Source organism: Streptococcus oralis subsp. dentisani (assembly GCF_002860905.1).
GTDB classification, from domain to species: domain Bacteria; phylum Bacillota; class Bacilli; order Lactobacillales; family Streptococcaceae; genus Streptococcus; species Streptococcus oralis_BA.
The window spans coordinates 15,405-34,477 of record NZ_PKIG01000002.1 but is presented as its reverse complement, the minus strand read 5'-3'; the positions used below and the strand labels follow the sequence as shown (position 1 = coordinate 34,477).

At 39.8% G+C, this 19,073-nt stretch carries 17 protein-coding genes and 1 other annotated feature; all 17 genes read right to left on the bottom strand.

All coding sequences use genetic code 11. The features are described 5' to 3' along the window. Positions 1-50: 50 nt before the first annotated feature. The 17 genes from CYK16_RS03205 to tehB all read right to left on the bottom strand — a co-directional run bounded on the left by CYK16_RS03205 (position 51) and on the right by tehB (position 19,061). Positions 51-185, bottom strand: a complete 135-nt coding sequence (locus tag CYK16_RS03205) for a DUF4044 domain-containing protein (protein ID WP_000863859.1) — start codon at positions 183-185, stop codon at positions 51-53. A 58-nt stretch (positions 186-243) separates the two neighbouring features. After that, complete coding sequence (locus tag CYK16_RS03200; RefSeq protein WP_180948738.1) at positions 244-435, bottom strand: PspC domain-containing protein; 192 nt, start codon at positions 433-435, stop codon at positions 244-246. A gap of 14 nt (positions 436-449) precedes the next feature. Further along, positions 450-1,775 carry a glycosyltransferase family 4 protein gene (locus CYK16_RS03195; RefSeq protein ID WP_060805678.1) on the bottom strand — a complete coding sequence of 442 codons (1,326 nt, stop codon included), beginning with the start codon at positions 1,773-1,775 and terminating at the stop codon, positions 450-452. A 15-nt stretch (positions 1,776-1,790) separates the two neighbouring features. Further along, complete coding sequence (cpoA, locus tag CYK16_RS03190; RefSeq protein WP_060805677.1) at positions 1,791-2,834, bottom strand: alpha-galactosylglucosyldiacylglycerol synthase; 1,044 nt, start codon at positions 2,832-2,834, stop codon at positions 1,791-1,793. 115 nt (positions 2,835-2,949) lie between these two features. After that, a complete protein-coding gene (locus CYK16_RS03185; RefSeq protein WP_000331925.1) occupies positions 2,950-3,279 on the bottom strand; it encodes a metal-sulfur cluster assembly factor in 330 nt (109 codons plus the stop codon). A gap of 14 nt (positions 3,280-3,293) precedes the next feature. Continuing rightward, positions 3,294-4,403 (bottom strand): RNA polymerase sigma factor RpoD, encoded by a 1,110-nt coding sequence (gene rpoD, locus CYK16_RS03180; protein ID WP_000201905.1) that lies wholly within the window; start codon positions 4,401-4,403, stop codon positions 3,294-3,296. A gap of 2 nt (positions 4,404-4,405) precedes the next feature. After that, positions 4,406-6,166: a DNA primase gene (dnaG, locus tag CYK16_RS03175; protein ID WP_060805676.1), complete on the bottom strand. Its 1,761-nt coding sequence runs from the start codon at positions 6,164-6,166 to the stop codon at positions 4,406-4,408. A gap of 89 nt (positions 6,167-6,255) precedes the next feature. Further along, positions 6,256-7,014 (bottom strand): ABC transporter ATP-binding protein, encoded by a 759-nt coding sequence (locus CYK16_RS03170; protein ID WP_060805675.1) that lies wholly within the window; start codon positions 7,012-7,014, stop codon positions 6,256-6,258. Then, positions 7,011-7,877, bottom strand: a complete 867-nt coding sequence (locus CYK16_RS03165; RefSeq protein WP_004259579.1) for an ABC transporter permease — start codon at positions 7,875-7,877, stop codon at positions 7,011-7,013. Before CYK16_RS03165 ends, CYK16_RS03170 begins: the two co-directional genes overlap by 4 nt. A 75-nt stretch (positions 7,878-7,952) precedes the next feature. Next, entirely contained in the window at positions 7,953-8,948 is a 996-nt protein-coding gene (gene trpX / locus CYK16_RS03160) for a tryptophan ABC transporter substrate-binding protein (protein ID WP_004259575.1), read from the bottom strand. A gap of 266 nt (positions 8,949-9,214) precedes the next feature. After that, positions 9,215-9,432, bottom strand: a binding site (T-box leader). A 94-nt stretch (positions 9,433-9,526) separates the two neighbouring features. Next, positions 9,527-12,223, bottom strand: a complete 2,697-nt coding sequence (gene ppc, locus CYK16_RS03150; RefSeq protein WP_060805674.1) for a phosphoenolpyruvate carboxylase — start codon at positions 12,221-12,223, stop codon at positions 9,527-9,529. Between the two features lie 24 nt (positions 12,224-12,247). Beyond that, complete coding sequence (gene ftsW, locus CYK16_RS03145) at positions 12,248-13,471, bottom strand: cell division peptidoglycan polymerase FtsW (RefSeq protein WP_060805673.1); 1,224 nt, start codon at positions 13,469-13,471, stop codon at positions 12,248-12,250. 161 nt (positions 13,472-13,632) lie between these two features. Then, positions 13,633-14,571 carry a peptidylprolyl isomerase PrsA gene (gene prsA, locus CYK16_RS03140; RefSeq protein WP_060805672.1) on the bottom strand — a complete coding sequence of 313 codons (939 nt, stop codon included), beginning with the start codon at positions 14,569-14,571 and terminating at the stop codon, positions 13,633-13,635. 66 nt (positions 14,572-14,637) lie between these two features. Continuing rightward, the gene (locus CYK16_RS03135; RefSeq protein ID WP_081094042.1) at positions 14,638-15,351 is read right to left on the bottom strand and encodes an O-methyltransferase; all 714 of its coding nucleotides are present in this window, start codon (positions 15,349-15,351) and stop codon (positions 14,638-14,640) included. Position 15,352: 1 nt separating this feature from the next. Beyond that, complete coding sequence (gene pepF, locus CYK16_RS03130) at positions 15,353-17,155, bottom strand: oligoendopeptidase F (RefSeq protein WP_060805671.1); 1,803 nt, start codon at positions 17,153-17,155, stop codon at positions 15,353-15,355. 18 nt (positions 17,156-17,173) lie between these two features. Continuing rightward, on the bottom strand, positions 17,174-18,127 hold the full coding sequence (locus CYK16_RS03125) for a competence protein CoiA (RefSeq protein WP_060805670.1): 954 nt from the start codon (positions 18,125-18,127) through the stop codon (positions 17,174-17,176). Between the two features lie 73 nt (positions 18,128-18,200). Beyond that, positions 18,201-19,061, bottom strand: coding sequence for an SAM-dependent methyltransferase TehB (gene tehB, locus CYK16_RS03120; RefSeq protein ID WP_060805669.1), 861 nt, complete (start codon positions 19,059-19,061; stop codon positions 18,201-18,203). Positions 19,062-19,073 lie beyond the last annotated feature (12 nt).

Genomic DNA, 19,073 nt, shown 5'->3' with positions numbered 1-19,073 from the left:
TTTAAAAAAGGGCTGGGAAATCCCAGTCACTAAATTTTCTTGAATCTATTTTATAGATTACTGAGGGCACCAATTGCAGTTGCAAAAATTCCCAATAAACTTGCTACTAGCATGATAATCACGATAAACAAGGTTATTTTCTCAAACATAGTTTTTTTACGATTTCCATTATCTCCAAATGCCATTTTTCTCTCCTTCGTTACATTCTATTTTCTATTATCTTAGCATGAATTGAGCTAGTTTTCAATAGTCACTTGCTACTGGTGCAATAATCCATAAAATGATATAGGCTACAATTCCAGCTCCATAACAAAATGCAAGAACACCCCATATTACACGAACAATAGTCGGATCCACATCAAAATAATTTGCGACCCCAGCACATACTCCAGCAATTTTTTGATCACTACCACTTCTCATCAATTGTTTTTTCATAGCTATTCCTCTTTCTATTCTTCATGGTCTTTCCAATAATCTCTGATGCTGATTAACTGTGTTTTTGAAGCCCTCAGCATGCGTCTAGAGCCTTTTACAGGCACAGCGACCACCTTTTGCGGTAGATACAAAACTGTCTTAAAGATACGCTGGCTGACCGTATCATCTTTGGCTAAATCTTTCTGGAAGTTATTTGAAATAATGGCATCCAGATAAAACTCATGCACTCGTTTCCCAAAGTTCTCAGCTGAAATCTCATACAATTTCTCTGATAAGGTATGCTCATTCATGTCTGGCGTTGCAATCAGGGCTTCCAAAATAGCACCAGCCAAATCATGTTCTCCATAGTACAAGGTTCCAAACATTTTATCACTGATCAGATTGTCCAGATAAGGATTTCCATGAGCAATGACAGGCGTTCCACTGGCTAAGCTTTCCAAGTAGGTCAAGCCTTGGGTTTCACTTGTCGATGCCGAGATGAAGAAATCCGCCGCCTTATAGTAAAGAGCTGTCTCACTAGGAGCAATCATCCCTGTAAAGACAACAGAGTCTTGAATCTCTAGTTTCTGGGCTTGCTCTTTGAGGTCATCCAGATAAGGACCATCCCCAGCTACCACCAGTTTAACCTTGTCTTCTTCTTTCAGAACTTCTGCAAAGGCTGCTAAAACTGCTTGAATATTTTTTTCATAGGAAATTCTGGAAAGACTAAGCAACATCTTTTCATCATCTTGAATCCCTAGTTTACTACGTAGTTCTTTCAGATTTTCCTGCTTGATTTCCGGACGCTCAAACTTAGCTAATTCAATCCCAGTTGGAATGACCCGTTTTTCAACCTTGACCTTATAGTCAGATAGCAAATCATGGACAATCTCACTAGGACAAATAACCCCATCCACATCATGCAGGAAACCTCTGACTAAGTACTTGACCATACTAGGACGAATCAACATCCCCTTAGCAATATAATGCACGTAGTCTTCGTATTGGGTGTGATAGGTATGGATGACTGGAATCTTCAATTCACGCGCAATCCAAATTCCCAACAAGCCAAGAGAAAATTCTGTCTGGGTATGAATAATATCTAGCTGATATTGTTTAGCAATTTCAAGCGCCTTGCTGAAACCTCGATAGGCAAAGCGGCGATCCTTAAAAGCAAAGAAGGGAACACTTGGAATGCGGATAATCTGCCAATCTTCATAACGATTGACATTCTTATCTGTCGTCGTAAAGATAAAAACAGCGTGCCCCTGCTTTTCAAGCTCTGTTTTCAAGGTTCGAATACTGGTCGCAACACCTGAAACCTGAGGAAAATAGGTATCTGTAAATAAACCAATTCGCATAGATTACCTCACTTTTTACTTTCTCCCTAAAGCAGCTTGTTTCTCATAAAAGTCCAACCAGATTTGTAACAGATGCTCTTCTGAATACTCTCTAGAAATATTCTTAGCTTTTTCTTTCAAATCTTTTAAAGCAGCAGGATTCGCTTGATATTCCAGAATAGCTTCTTTCATCTCTTCTCTGTCTGCTGTCGCCCGATAATTCCCCTCTAAAATCACCTTATAAAGATCTAAATCACGCAACATAATAGGAGCTTCACAACTGGCAGCCTCTAAAATCGTCATCGGAAAGAGCTCATTGTAACTAGGCAACAAGAAAAGGTCCGCTAGGGCATACAATTCGCGCATCCGCTCTGGTGACACAATACCTGGAAAAATCAAATTTTTAGGGGGATTCTCCATGATTTTCTTGTAACGTTCATAACCATCTGTCATACCACCAAAAGAGAAACCACCTGCCCAGATAAAGGTAATTTGCGGCAATTCCTCAGCCAGACGGATAAAATCGTCAATCCCTTTGCGCTTCTGAACTTGACCAGCACCTACTACGATAAACTGATTGTCACTAAGACCTAGCTCTATACGCAGTCTCGCTACCTCTTCCTGTGGAAGAGGTAGCCATTTTTCCTTGTTTACAAAGTTAGGAATATAAGTCACTTTTTCACGTGGAATACCAGCTGCGACCAAATCCTCGATAAACATAGGATTGACCACCACCAAGTGCTCCATCCGGTTGTAAAAAGAAAATACATAGCGTTTCACAATTCCCTTTAAGAAAAATGGAATTTTCAAACTCCCCTCAAGTGTATCAGGTAAGAAATGCACATAGCCAACTTTCCTTCCTGAGCGTTTCTTTTGGAATGTTGATAAATAATAGGGGAAATCAATGGTATGAAAGTGAGTCACATCTGCCTCTATTGGAAGATTTTCTGTAACAATCAATTGGTCCTTGGCATCACGTTGAAGAAGACGAACTAATTCACGGTAAGCACCTGAAACTCCTTGTCCTGCTACTTTCTCACTTGAACTCAACATATTGATGCGTAATTTCTTTTTTTCCATAACTACTATTATATCATTTTCTTTGAATAAAATCAGCAAAAGAAAGGAGAGACTAGAGGAAAAGAGGGGGAAATTTCCTCACTTTTCCAAGGGTCTCTCACATGCTTTTATATGTTTACTTAATGCCTAGGGCAATGCGTGCATAGCGACTCATTTTTTCAACTGTCCAGGCTGGATACCAGACTAATTTAACCTCAGTATCCGTTACTTCTGGCACCTCTGTCATAGCATCATAAATCTGATCCGTCAAAAGGTCTGCCAAGGGACAACCCATAGTTGTCAACGTCATATCAATCTCTGTTTGCCCTGTGTCGCCATCAAAACGAATCTCATAAATCAAACCAAGATTGACAATATCGATTCCCAACTCAGGGTCAATAACTTCTTCCAAGGCTGATAAAATTCGTGTTTTGATGTTTTCAATTTGCTCTTCTGTATAAGCCATATTCATCCTCACTCTTAGTCTTCAATAAAATCACGAAGCGGTTTGCTACGACTTGGTTGGCGTAGTTTTCTCAAAGCCTTTGCTTCAATCTGACGGATACGCTCACGAGTTACGTTAAAGACTTTCCCCACATCTTCAAGAGTGCGCATTTTCCCATCATCTAACCCAAAACGTAGACGCAAAACATTTTCTTCACGGTCTGTAAGAGTATCCAAGACCTCATCCAACTGCTCACGCAAGACGATACGAGTTGTATAATCCACTGGATTTTCAATCACTTCATCTTCGATAAAGTCCCCAAGGTGACTATCATCCTCTTCACCGATTGGAGTTTCAAGGGATACCGGTTCTTGAGCAATCTTCAAGATTTCACGAACCTTATCAGGTGTCATATCCATACGTTCAGCGATTTGTTCTGGTGTTGGATCTTGTCCCAATTCTTGAAGGAGATTACGCTGTTCACGAACCAATTTATTGATTGTTTCAACCATGTGAACTGGGATACGAATGGTACGAGCTTGATCCGCAATAGCACGAGTGATTGCCTGACGAATCCACCAAGTTGCGTAAGTTGAAAACTTGAACCCTTTAGAATAATCAAACTTGTCAACAGCCTTCATCAAGCCCATATTTCCTTCTTGAATCAAGTCAAGGAACTGCATACCGCGGCCGACATAGCGTTTGGCAATAGAAACAACCAAACGAAGGTTGGCTTCCGCAAGACGTTGTTTGGCTTCGATATCGCCAGCTTCAACAGCAAGTGCCAATTCTTTTTCCTCTTCATTGGTCAAAAGAGGTACGACCCCGATTTCTTTCAAGTACATACGGACAGGGTCATTGACCTTAGCCGAAGTTGAACCAATCAAATCCTCATCGCTAAGTTCTGGTTCTTCTTCTGCACTAAGAACACGCGCACTTGGATTTCCTTCGTTATCTGTGATTGAAATCCCTGCATCCTGAATTCGTTGCAAGAGATCTTCAATCCCATCAGCGTCCAAGGTAAAAGGAACGACAAGACTAGCATTGATTTCATCGTCTGTTGCTGTCCCTTTTTGCTTATGATTGCGGATAAATTCTGCTACTTGTACGTCAAATGTTGTTACTTCTTTTTGTTTTGTTGCCATTATTACTCCATTCTTCTCTTTTGGGAAATTAAACGTTCCAATTCTTCTAGGGCTGTGTCGGTATCTCCTACATGGCTAGCTTCCTGCACCTTCTTTTTGATTCTCATATTGTCCTGATTCAAGAGAGCCTTGTTTCGAGTCATTTCTACTTCACTAAGTTCCTGCGGTGACATCTCAGCAGGCAAATCCTGAGCTAAGACTTGGTACCAAGCTCTTTCAACTTCCTCTGTCTGTTCTGCTAAAACTTCTGGAGGAAGATTGCCATACTGACCAAGCAAGTCATATAAGACCTGAAATTCAGGTGTGTCAAATACAAAGTCTTCTCGCAAACGGTAATCATTCAAAATAAGGGGAGATTCCATCATTCGATAAAGTAAATGAGCTTCTGCCCTCATAATAGCCGATAACTGCTTGGTGACAGGCATAGTGATTTGCGTCGGTCTGGAAATTACTTCCATGCGATTCTGCCTTTGTGCCTGACGGCTTTCATTAACAATCTGCTCAATCTGGGCATAATCAAAGGACGCCAGACTGTCAGCTAAAATATGAATATAGCTGTTTTGAGCAGTAATGGACTTTTCTTGAACAATCAAGGGAGCTATTTTTTCAATAAACTCAATCTGAGCCTGCAAATTTTCACTATTTTCAGGCTTATACTGGTGAATGTAGAACTCAATCGGACTAATACGAGTTTTCGTTAATAGATAGGCCAAGTCTTCTGGTCCATTTTTTTGTAGATACTCATCTGGATCCAAGTTATCAGGCATGCTGACGATTTGCACAGGCATATCACCAATTTCGTCCAGCGCTTTCAAAGTCGCGGCTTGCCCAGCCTTATCGCCATCGTAAACAAGAACCAACTTCTTGGTTAACCTTTTCAGATGCTCAACATGCTCACGACTTAAGGCCGTTCCCATAGACGCTACAGCATTTTCGATTCCAGCCCGATAGGCTGCAATGACATCCATGAACCCTTCCATCAGGTAAATCTCACTGGTTTTACCAGAAGATTTTTTTGCCCTATCCATATGATATAATTCGTAACTTTTGTTAAAAATTGCAGTCGATCGGCTATTTTTATACTTAGAAGTTTGTGAATCCGTTTTCTGCCAGATACGACCTGAGAAGGCAATGACCTTTCCTTGGTCATTTGTCAGGGGAAACATAATGCGATTGTGAAAGGTGTCTACAAATTGATTGGCATCTGATAGGTAAAATAGCCCTGAATCTAGAAAATCCTCATCACGATACTGACCAGACAAACGTTGATAGAGATAGTTTCGTTCTGGAGGTGCTAAACCAATCCGAAAATGCTTGAGCACTTCATCTGTCAAACCACGCTGATAAAGGTAGTTTCTAGCCTCTTCCCCCATGGTCGTTGTCATGAGAATAGCATGATAAAATTTAGCCGCATCTTCGTGCATATCATAAAGAGCTTGGTGAGGCGAGGCTGGCTTCTGCTCACTATAAAGCGGTTTTTCCACCTCTATCCCAACACGCTGACCTAAGATTTGGACAGCCTCCATAAAGGGAACCCCTTGGTACTCCTCGATGAACTTAAAGACATCACCCGAGCGACCACAACCAAAACAGTGGTAAAACTGCTTGTCCTCTACAACGTTAAAAGAAGGTGTTTTTTCACCATGAAAAGGACAGAGCCCTAGATAGTTCCGTCCTGCCTTTTGTAAAGAAATCACATCTCCTATGACTTCCACAATGTTGGCATTGTTTTTGATTTCTTCAATGACTTGTTTGTCAACCATACACAATACCTCCATGTTATCATAGTTTACTTTATATAGTATACTTTATTTCAGAAAAAAAGTAAACCATTTCACTCATTTTCCCTACTTTATTCAAAGAGCTGATAATAATCAGAGATTTTCATTTTTGCTTTTTCTTCTTGGTTCAAATCTTGGATAATTCGTCCTTCTTTCATGACAATCAAGCGATTGCCATATTTGAGAGCATCTTCCATATGGTGGGTAATCATAAGAGCTGTCAACTGGTCTTTCTTGACAAATTCGTCTGTCAATTCCATCAAGGCCACACTGGTCTTTGGATCAAGGGCCGCAGTATGCTCGTCTAACAAGAGTAATTCAGGCCGCTTCAAGGTTGCCATCAAGAGACTCAAGGCCTGTCTTTGCCCACCTGATAAGAACTCAATCGGTGTATTCAAATGTTTCTCAAGACCATTTCCTACTTTTTCAATGGTCGCCTGAAATTCATTCTTATAACTAGTCAAGCGTCGTGGTAACAATCCACGCTTTTCACCACGAAACTTGGCAATCAATAGATTCTCTGCCACTGTCATACGAGGAGCTGTCCCCATCTTTGGATCTTGGAAGACACGAGACAGATACTTAGCGCGCTTCTCTGGTGAAAACTTAGTAACATCCTCACCCAAGATACGAATAGTTCCACTAGTTAGTGATAAGGTTCCTGCTATAGTGTTAAAGAGGGTTGATTTCCCAGCACCATTTCCACCTAAAATCGTAATAAAGTCCTGTTCAAAAATTTCTAAGGAAACATCATTTAAAATAATCTTTTCTTCATCAAAGCCATTTTTAACGACTTTGGTTGCATTTTTTAATTCTACAATTGCTGTCATTTGCTTAATTTGGCTCCTTTCAAGATTGTTTGCTTAAATGTTGGAATCATGAGGCAGACTGCTAAAATCACGGCGCTGTACAAACGAAGGTAACTTGTATTAAAGCCAAGCGCAATAACTGCCCACACTAAGAATTGATAAGCGATAGAACCTACAACAATGGCAACCAAACGCTCTGCCAAGCTCAAACTCTTGAAAATAACTTCTCCAATAATCAAACTTGCAAGACCTACAACGATAACCCCGATTCCTCGAGACACATCAGCATACCCTTCTTGCTGAGCAATGAGGGCACCTGCAAGGGCAATTACACCATTTGATAAGACCAATCCCATGAGCTCCATGCGTCCAGTATGAATCCCGAAACTTCTAGCCATATCAGGATTGTCACCTGTAGCAATATAGGCTTGTCCGAGTTTAGTGTCCAAGAAAAAGAGCATGAGAACAATAACAAGACTGACAAAGATGAGACCTGTCAAGAGTTGGTTCAAATCTGAATCAAAAGGTAAAACATCCTGGATTTGCTTGGTTCCAAGCAATCCTAAATTTGCACGTCCCATAATCAAGAGCATGATTGAGTGACAAGAAGTCATCACCAAAATCCCTGAGAGCAAGGTTGGGATCTTCCCTTTTGTATAAAGAAGTCCTGCTGCCATACCAGCCAAACAACCGGCTCCAACAGCAACAAGTGTCGCTAAAAAAGGATTCACGCCTTTCGTTATCAAAGTAACAGCAACAGCTCCCCCAAGAGGGAAGGAACCTTCTGTCGTCATATCTGGAAAGTTTAAAATCCTAAATGTCATAAAGATTCCCAGACCTAAAATAGCCCAGACAAATCCTTGAGAAATAATAGATAATATCATCTGTTTCTTAACCTTTTCTATACGATTTCTATTGTAAAAAATTGGAGGAGATGTCCCCAACTCCTCCATTGTAGATTATTCAATCACTTGTCCTGCTTCTTTTAGAACAGATTCAGGAATAGTAATACCTAGCTCTTGTGCCAATTTTTTATTAATCACTGACTTACCAGTTGAAAAGACATTGACTGGAGTATCAGCTGGTTTTGCACCTTTCAAAACTTGTGCAATCATTTTACCTGTTGCCACACCGAGATCATGTTGGTCAACTACAACTGATGCCAAACCACCAGCTTCTACCATTGCAGTCGCGCTTGGATAAATTGGTTTTTTAGCTGATTGGTTGCTTGATACAACTGTTGAAAAAGCTGATGCAATGGTGTTATCAATTGGAACCCAGATAGCATCGACCTTGCTAGTCATAACATTAACTGTTGAAGCAATTTCATTTGTTGAAGGAACTGCAAATGTTTCCACTGTCAAACCTGCTTTTTCAGCATAAGCCTTAAATTCTTCGACTTGAGTTTTTGAATTGTCTTCGCTACTTGAGTAAAGAGCTCCGATTGTTTTCACATTTGGTGTCAAAGCTTTGATGAGTTCAACTTGTTGTTGAGCTGGATTGTGGTCAGATACCCCTGTAATGTTGCCACCTGGTTTTTTCAAATCTTTGACCAAGTTAGCACCGATTGGGTCTGTAATAGCAGCCATGATAACAGGTAGGTCTTTTGTGGCGCTTGCCAAACCTTGAGCAGCTGGCGTTGCAATACCAACCACAAGGTCATTCCCATTTGCAACCAATTGTTTACTCATTGTCGCAACCTTACTTTGGTCACCTTCTGAGTTCATAAAGTCAATCTTCAACTGGTCATCTTTATAACCTTCTTCTGCAAGTCCATCTTGAATCCCTTTATAAATCAAGTCAAGAGATGGATGGCTCACAAACTGAAGGACACCAACTTTGGCAACTTTCTTCTCATTCTTAGCTTCTGGTTTATTCATTGAAGAGTAAATCAAGCTTCCTGCTACTAAGACTGCTAATGCAGCGATAATTCCAATTAAACGTTTATTTTTCATTCTATTTCTCCTTTTTTATTCCTTTAAAATACTTCACTTATCTAATACTCTTCGAAAATCTCTTCAAACCACGTCAGCGTCGCCTTACCGTAGGTATATGATACTGACTCTGTCAGTTCTATCCACAACCTCAAAACAGTGTTTTGAGCAGCTTGCGGCTAGCTTCCTAGTTTGCTTTTTGATTTTCATTGAGTATAAACAGGCGACGCCATCGTTTTCTTTCCATACTAACCTCCATCAAAAAAAGTCCTCACACAAAAAACTTGTGTGAGGACGTCGATGCGCGGTACCACCTCAATTATAGGGAATTTCCCTATCGCTCTGTCTCGCAATAACGAGATGCACTGTAAGGTGTGCTCACCGAATTTTTATGATTTCAAATTCTACATAACATTCAGCCCAATTTTCATCATCATCACTTATCTGTTTTCAGCTACCACAGACTCTCTAAAAAGTTTGAATGATTACTTTTCTGAATGGTTAAATTATATCATTTTTCAACTACTTGTCAAGACTCTTTTAGCATTTTTTTGAAATAATCAAAAACTTCCCCTATAGAAAAGAGGAAGCTTTAGGTATCAGCCTGAATTACGCAATCCTGTTGCAATTCCGTTGATGGTTGTATGGATTAATTTTTCTTGATCGCTTGATAATTCTCCTCGACGTTGACGTTTAATCAACTCCAACTGGATATAGTTAAGGATATTAAAGTAAGGCATACGGTAATCCAAACTTGCTTTTAGATATGGATTTTCAGCTAAAAGTTCATCATATCCTTCGATAGCCAAGATAACTTCCTTGGTAACTTGCCATTCATTTAAAATTGTCTCATAGATTGCTTTTACTTGATCATCTTCACACAGTTTGGCATATTCAAAAGCAATGTTCATATTTGATTTTGACAATACCATGTCGACATTTGAAAGAAGCGACTGGAAGAAAGGCCAATTTTGATACATATCTCGTAGAATAGCGATATTTTCTGGATTCTTATCGATAAATTCTTTGAAACTTGATCCGACACCATACCAGCCAGGGAACATAACACGACTTTGCGACCATGAGAACACCCAAGGAATAGCTCGCAAACCACCGATTTCAGTAATAGTCTTACGAGCGGCTGGGCGAGAACCAATATTAAAGCTTGAAATAGCCTTAATTGGACTTGACTCAAAGAAATAATCATAGAAATGGTCATTACCAAAGACTAAATCACGGTAGATATCATAACTACGGTCCACTACTTGGTCCATAATGGCTTCATATCGATTTGAGGTGTTGGTATCACTCTTCTTCTGCGTAATCATACGGTTAATGGCTGCTGAAACCAGCATTTCAAGGTTATAGTAAGCAGCGTCTTTGTTACCGTATTTATTCCCAATTACTTCACCCTGCTCCGTCAAGCGGATACGATCCTTAATAGACTTGAGCGGTTGAGAGGTGATGGCTTCATAGGTTGGTCCACCACCACGACCGACAGTACCACCACGGCCATGGAAGAAGGTAACCTTAACACCAAATTCATCTCCAATAGCAGTCAATTGTTGTTGAGCCTTGTAGAGAGTCCAACATGATGAAAGATAACCACCATCTTTATTACTATCAGAGTAACCAAGCATGATTTCTTGATAGTTATTACGTGAAGCAATCCATTTCTTAGCAAGAGGAAGAGAAAGGTATTCTCTCATGGTTTCTTCTGAGTGGTCCAAGTCCTCGATTGTTTCAAAGAGAGGAACGATTTGGACGCGGGCTCTTTCTTTATCAACTAACCCTACTTCTTTTAGCAAGATAGCCAATTCCAACATGTCTGATACGCTGGTTGCATGTGAAATGATAGTCTGACGAATGACATCATCTCCCAACTTATCTTTCAACTTACGAGCAGCTTTAAATATGGCTAATTCTTTTTCAAGTAACTCTGATTTTTCAACGTGAGTGGCAGAAAGAATACGTGGATCTTCTTCTAATTCTTTCAAAAGAAGCTGGCATTTTTCTTCTTCACTGAGTTCGCTATAACGCGAATGAATTCCTGCTGATTTCAAAAGTTCAGCTACGCAGGCCTCATGAACACTAGAGTCCTGGCGCATGTCAATAGATGCCAAATAGAAACCAAAAATTTCAACTGCCTGAATCAGCTCAACAAAATCACCAGAAATCAGTGCTTCACCCTTATTTTCCAAGAGGGAATCACGAATAGTAATTAAATCCTTATAAAAATCATTAGCTGTTTCATAGCGAGCTCCAACTTCCTTATCTTCAATCAGATAGGTTTTTGTTGCTTGGATTTTTGATTGAATATCAAACAAGGCACGACGATACAGCTCTTTTTCACGGTAAATAGAGTTGTCCTTGGATTGACGAGCCATTTCTCTAACTTGCTTGCTCACATTGACAATACTGGTTGAGAGAGAGAATTCACGATAAAGTTGGTAAATCTTTTCATCATAGTAATTCATGATGACTTCACACTGAGTCATAGCAGATTGTTTCAGGGTATCTGCTGTAACAAAAGGATTACCATCACGGTCTCCACCAATCCACATACCCATGGTAATTGGTTTAGGATGTTTCAACTCCAAGCCGTGTTTTTTAGCCAGACGCTTGTACTCAGCAGTCAAATGAGGAACTGCCTTCAGGAATGAACTATTGTAGTATTCCATAACATTCGTGATTTCATTGGTGACTTTCAATTTCTTTTCACGAATCATGTCTGTCTGCATGATAATCTCAATGTAACGACGGAGATCATTATGCCATTTTTCCTTATTAATCAAGCCTAATTTCACATCACGATACTTACGCAAGAGGGTATGGATATGGTTGGTCAAATCCAACATACTCTTACGTTGCACTTGTGTTGGATGGGCTGTCAAAACAGGAACAACATTCAAGTGTTCAAGAATTTCAACCGCATTTTCTTTTTCAGCAACCATTTTGATTGTTGCTGATAATTTTCCAAGATAATCTTGATCAATATTATTTTGGTGGTTGATTTCATAAGCCAAATCCACGTCTTCTGAAATATTAATCAAGAGAGGCAAAATTGAGAAATAGCGTGAAATATAAGCCATTTCATCATTTGACAGACTAGTAACCAATTGGTTCAAGCCTTGATAATCTTCTTGAGTTGACAATTCTTTCAACTGCATGATTTTTTCAAAAGTCTCTGGGGCAAGCATGTTTTTAGTGATATCTTCTAACAATTCTGTTAAAATCAGTACTTCTTCTTGCACGACAGCTTTATTACTATAGTTTTCTAATTTTTGAAGAGACATAGGTAATCCTTTCCACTATCAGCTCTACATATAGTTTGAGGAGTGAGCTTCTAACTCCTCATACAATTGAGCACGCTTTTCACTTGCATCAATATTTAAGACAAAGGCGATGGCTACAGACAAGACCAGAAGACTATTCCCTCCTTGCGATAAGAAAGGAAAGGTTACTCCTGTCGAAGGAATAATACCAGAAATTCCACCGATATTGACAAACACCTGGATCAACATCATCCCCCCAACCCCAATCGCCATCATGGAATTAAAGGGATTCTTAGCACGAATTCCGACTAGGATAATTCGCAAAATCAGGAAAAAGACAAGTGCTAAAATCAAGCCGGCCCCTACAAATCCAAATTCTTCGATGACAATTGAAAATACAAAATCTGTATGGGCCTCTGGTAAATAGCCACGCTTTTCAATTGAATTTCCTAAACCTAGACCAAACCAACCACCATTTACCATGGCAAAGTAGGAATTTGCGAGTTGGTGGCCTGCTCCTGCCAAATCGGCAAAGGGATTAAAATAGGCACTGAAACGCTTGGCAACATAACCAAATACTGGAACTTTTGAAAACTTATCAACCCCTATAAAAGAAATCAGTGATAAGGATAGGGCTGAAACTCCCACTAAAATTCCCAAAAATGCAATAAACCATCTATAAGCGATACCACTAATTGTATACATAATCAAGGCAACCAAAGCTAAGATAGAAGCATTCCCCAAATCTGGGAAAATAGCAAGGCTCCCAATCAGTACAAAGAGGACAAAGCGCCAGTCATTAAAAGCACGAGGAAGCCACTGATTTTGTGTCAAAACTTGAAAATCATAAATAGCTATATCCTCTTGTTGTTTGGAAAATTTATTTGCTAAATACCAAATAATAATAATTTTCAAGTATTCGGCTGGCTGAATGGTCAAAGGTCCTACAGAAATCCAGCCATAGGCTCCATTGACAGGAATACCAATCAAACGAGCCAAAACTAAAAGAATCAGCTCAACGAACATAACGATAAATAAAAGACGTTCGTTTCTTAAAAAATTCAGTCTCAACTTATATATCAAGGCAATCAGTATCAAACTAAATATCCAAAATATTCCCTGACTTCGGACCAACTGCAGTGCACTTTGGCCTTCTTGAATCAAAATAGCACTGGTTGTCGAATAAACCACAATCAAGCCCAAAATAGATAAAAGTAAGTAAGGAACTAGAATAGAATAATTTAATAGGTGCCTTTTACTAATCTTCATAGTATCACCAATCTAATGAGAACAACACAATTGCTTCCCAAATTCCGTTTGTTTTCTAGTTTTGATTGCTATTATACCATTTTTTCCGAAAGAAAAAAACTCTTATCCATCAGATAGACCATTTTTGTCATAAGAAAAAGAGCACTTGGCTCTTTTCTGTTTTATTCTTTTGAAGAACTGCTTGAGCTTGAATCTCCACCACCGATATATTGGGTAAAGATATTTTGGAATGCTTGGTCTTTAACCTTGATATTGGCTGCTTGCAGTTCTTTTCCGATAATGCTTTGAACAAATGTTGAATCATTTTGTTTTTGAGTCAAGATAACAGTTTTTAATTTTTCTTTGTAGTCATCAATATTAGATGATTTTTCTGTTTTCTTAATGAGTTTTACAATGTAATATTGGCTACTGTAGGCTTGTGTACCAGTTGCTGTGATCACATCAGAAATGCCATTTACATCTAGAGCAAATGCCGCTTTCTTAACTTGTTCTGGTACTTCTGTTGAAGCAGAATCAAAGGTGATTTCTCCACCATTCGCTTTAGTTTTCTCATCAGTTGAGTTATCTTTAGCTAATTGAGCAAAGTCTGCATCACTAGCTTTGGCTTTTTCGAGAACTTCTTTGGCCTTATCTTCATTATCAAGACGGATGATTTGAGCCGTTACATCTGGAGTGTACTCGTCAAATGCTTTCTTATAGGCATCATCTGTCAGTTCAGCTTCTGCTGCCTTCTTAACTGCCAACTCAACTAATTTACTTGTACGAATTTGAGCTTTACGTGTTTCAATCGTCATTCCTGCTTGTGACAAGACACGTTGGTAGTTTTCGCCATATTGTTTTTCTTCTTCGGCAATAGTATCGTTGACTTCTTTGTCATCTACTTCTGAACCGTATTGTTTCTCAAATACTTTTTGGATGGTCAAGTTCAACAACACTTGTTGGGCTGAAGGGTTGCTTTTCACTTGCTCATAAAATTGATGTTCTGTGATGACATCCCCTTTCATGCTGATAAGGTCTGCCCCTTCTGAACCTTTCGAACAAGCTGCTAAAGTTGCTACTGATAATAGTGTAATGGCTCCTGCCAATAATTTTTTCTTCATGTCTACTCCTTTGAGATAAGTGTTACCCTATCTATTTTACTATATTTTCTTAAATTATTCTGAAAATCATTCGCCAACAGACAATTGAACATCTGCAATATTTTTACGAAGCATGAGAATGCCGTCCCCCAGAGGTACTAATGTTGCGGTGAGTCCTGGATTGTCTAAGGTTGCATCAAATAGTCTTTGAAGTCCTCGATAAATGGTTCGCTGGCCACGACGAACTTCCATAATGTCCTTGGCAACATCACCACCTTGAAAAATATCATCCAAGACAACCACACCTCCAACGTCCAAGTGTTTGAGTATTTCTGGCAGAAAGACGATATATTTAGACTTGGCTGAATCCATAAAGACGAAATCATAGGATTCTGTCAGGGTAGATAAGACATCTACCGCATCTCCTTCTAGGAGTGTGATTTGCTTACGACTGTCAAACTGGGCAAAATTTTCCTTGGCAAATCCAATCATCTCTGGATTGCGGTCAATGGTTGTAATCTTGGCCTTTGGCGCATGTTCCGCCATCAAGAGGGCTGAAAAACCGATAGCCGTCCCAATTTCCAGAATGTTTTTAGGTTGTATGGTTTCCATGAGAAAACGGAAATAAGCAACCGTTTCATGGGGAATAATGGGAATATTTTCCTTGCGGGCAAAGTCTTCCAATTCTTTCAAAGATCCTGTGACTTGCTTTTGGCGCTGACGCATCAAGTCCACAATTTCTTCCTTGACGACAGGGCGACGCATGTTATGGTTGGCATTTTTACTATACGATTCAACCATCTTATGCCAATCCCAATTTTTCAACAAGGGCTTCAAACTCATTCAAACGGCGTTCAAAGACTGCAAAGGCATCGTTGAGATAGTCTTCCTTCTCCATATCAACACCAGCTTTTCTCATGACATTAAGTGGATAGTCAGATTTACCTGCCTTGAGGTAATCGATATAGCGGTCACGGTCTTCTTGACTACCATGGACAATCTTTTCAGCCAGAGCTGAAGCTGCTGCAAAGCCTGTTGAATATTGATATACATAGTAGTTATAGTAGAAGTGTGGAATACGAGCCCACTCGTATTGGATTTCAGGATTGTCTTCCTTACTCAATCCATAATACTCTTGGTTCAAGTCTGCATAGAGTTTATTTAAGAAATCGCTTGTCAAGACTTCACCATTTTGATCCGCTTGGTGAATGGCGTGTTCAAACTCAGCAAATTGAGTTTGGCGGAAAACTGTTCCACGGAAACCGTCTAGGAAGTTATTGAGAATAGCAAAGCGCGTTGCGTCGTCTTCCACTTCTTCCAATAATTTCTCCGTCAAGATATTTTCATTGGTAGTTGATGCAATCTCAGCCAAGAAGATAGAATAATCTCCGTAAACATAAGGCTGCGTTTCACGAGTATAGCTTGAATGCATACTGTGACCAGTCTCATGGACAAGGGTAAAGAGATTGTCTAGATTGTCCTGCCAGTTAAGGAGCATAAAGGCATTGGTATCGTAAGAACCGCCAGAGTAGGCACCTGAACGCTTGCCTTGATTTTCGTAAACATCAATCCAACGCTCGCTGAAGGCACGTTTAACACGGCTCAAGTAATCCTCACCCAAGACTGCCAAGGCATCTTCTGCCTTTTTCAAAGCTTCTTGGTAGGTAAAGCTATATTCAACAGATGAAAGCGGTGTGTAGACATCGTACATCTTGAGGTCTGAAATCCCCAAAATCTTTGAACGAAGCTCAAGGTAACGATGCAAGAGGGGTAAATGCTTGCGAACTGCTGCTACCAAATTGTCATAAACGCTCTCTGGAACAAAATTGGCCGCTAGGGCTGCATGACGAGCACTCTTGTAGTTGCGAACTTTTGCTCGGTAGTTTTGCACCTTAACATTGGTTTGCAAGGTTTTGGCATAAGTATGTTGGAATTGTTCGTAAGTCGCATAGAGGGCTTGATAGGCACCACGGCGAACCCCACGATTTTTAGACTCCATCAAGTGCATATAAACGCCATGTGATAATTGTACTTCGTTACCATCTTCATCTTTAACAAATGGAAAGACGATATCTGCATTATCTAAAATCGCAAAGGTTTCACTTGCCGAACCAAAGATTTCCCCAGCTCCAGCCAATAATTCTTCTTCACGTTGTGAAAGAACGTGTTCCTTGCCTTGTAAAAGCTTGTCAAAATAGTGTTGATAAACCCGCAATTTTGGTTGAGCTTCTAAAAAGTCAGCATACTGCTTTTCGCTAATATCCATAAATTCAGGTTCATAGAATGAAAAAGCTTGGTCTAGCTGGCTATAGAGAGTCATTGCCTTAGCATAGTACTCTTGGTACTTGGCTTCACGTGTATCCTGGTCATTTTTCATATGAGCATAAACGTAAAGCTTCTCCATCTGGCGTTCCATTTCAAGAGAAAATTCAGTAATTTCTAGTAGGCTATCCGCACTATCCAAGAGATGACCTTCATACTGGACTACTTTCTCCAATTGTTCTGTTAAATCTTTTAAGGCTTCTTCCCAAGCCTGGTCAGTTGGGTAAATCGTTGATAGATCCCATGTATCTTTTTCATTTATTTCATTTCTTTGTAATACCATTAGATTCCTCCATCCTTTCTATTTTACCATATTTTTCAAGAAATATTGCTGATAAAAGGCTGGTGGATAAAGCTTTTGCCAATCATTTTGAGGATTTTCTTTGTAATAGGTTTGAAAATACTGATAATAGCTGGTTAAGTCCTTCTCAATTTGGCAAAACTCACCTACTAATGGTCGAATTTGTGGATACCATTCTTTTAGCCCATAAGTCAGGAGATTTTCCCCCTTTTGATAGGCTTCTGCTTGTTCTTTCATCCAAATAGGATTTTGATAATAGAGTTGTTGCTGAATATAGCTACAGATGTCCTTATCCTCAGAAACTGTAAAATGAGATATTTTTTGTTTCTTATAGGGAAAACGTAATATCTCCAGTAGACTATCTTGGCCATAGGGAAATTCCTTGATTTGATAATGGAGTTTGCCTCGAAGATCCTGGTGTATGAGATATTTAAGCCTTAAAACCTGTTTTTTCTTGTCCAATTCCCAAATATAAAATCCCATGTTTTGACTGAAATAAAGAAAACCTTGTTGCAGACGGGTCAAACGCTCCTTGAGCCACAGTTTTTCTCCCAGCAACCACAGTACTTGGTAACCCTGACTACGATAACCCTCGCTACGCTCTTTAAGAACTTTTTGAGGCAAGGGACTACACTGAACTTCTAGAGCAAGATGACCATTTACAAATACATCCGCAATCTGTTTAAGCTCTGGAAGCAGGTATTCTAATTGCACCTCAGCCTCTGTTTTCAACCAGTGATAAAGGGATTCTTTATTTGCCAGGTGTTCTGGACTTTCATTTTCAGAGGAAAAATCACAGTCTTTTAAGGTTTTGTGGGCAAAATGGGTCCGGACACTTGCTCCTTGCCGCAAACGGAGCTTACCTCCACAAGCTGGGCAGGTGTATTCTTCCTTCTCAAGCTTATCCTCTAACACATTTACCAATTCTCCTCTAGCATCTCTCGCAACAAACATGATTTCCCTCCTTTTCTATATTATTCGTAAAAAAAGAAAAAAGATCAGGAAATTTCCTAATCTTCATTCTTATTTACTTTATTTTCTTAGCTAGCATGGTCGCAAAGCGTAGTTGAATACGATTGCCATTCTCATCGCGACGGTGCAAATGGCCTGGATTTTCATTGTACTTAACCAATTCCCAGTCCTTGTAATAGTCTGCCAATTCCCCTTCTTTAAAGGTAAATGGGAAGTTCACAGAGCAAGGATAATCCTCCGTGTCCATAGCACAAACGATAAGATTATAACCACCGACCGTGGTATGCTCCTGCATATTTTTGATAATTGCAGGAATGCGGTCTGCTTGCAGAAACATCAGCACCACCGTCGATACGATAAAATCATACGCTTGTCCAATGCTAGCTGAATTGATATCGTAAAGACCAACAGGCATATCCAAATCTTCTTGCTCCACAATGCTTTGCAAGATTTCAAGGGCCAGTTCATTTTGATCTACAGCTGTCACATCAAAACCTTGCTGGGCTAGAAAGAGTGCATTACGGCCTTGACCACAGCCCAAATCCAAGGCTTTCCCTGGTTTTACTGTCTGCATTGCCTCTAGGACCTCTGAATGAACCGGATTGGTATTGTATTTTTTAGGGAAATAATCCTCAGGTTTACAATAAAATTCTAAATACCATTCTACATCGTCTGTTACAGCCTCCACTCGGTGCCAGGCTTGTGGTTGTGCCATGGGATTGTCAGCCCCTGCTTCAAATAGGTGTTCAGCTAGAACTTCCCCTTCTTCGGTCAACTCAATAAACTTGAGAGTTCCTTTTAGAACAGTAATCTTGCCCCAAGTCCCAACCTTGGTATTGTGTTTCTGCTGAACAGCCTCTGGCATGGTTTCTTTAGTCCACAAAGGCATGCGTTTATAGGCAACTAGTTTTTCCATTTTCATTCCTCT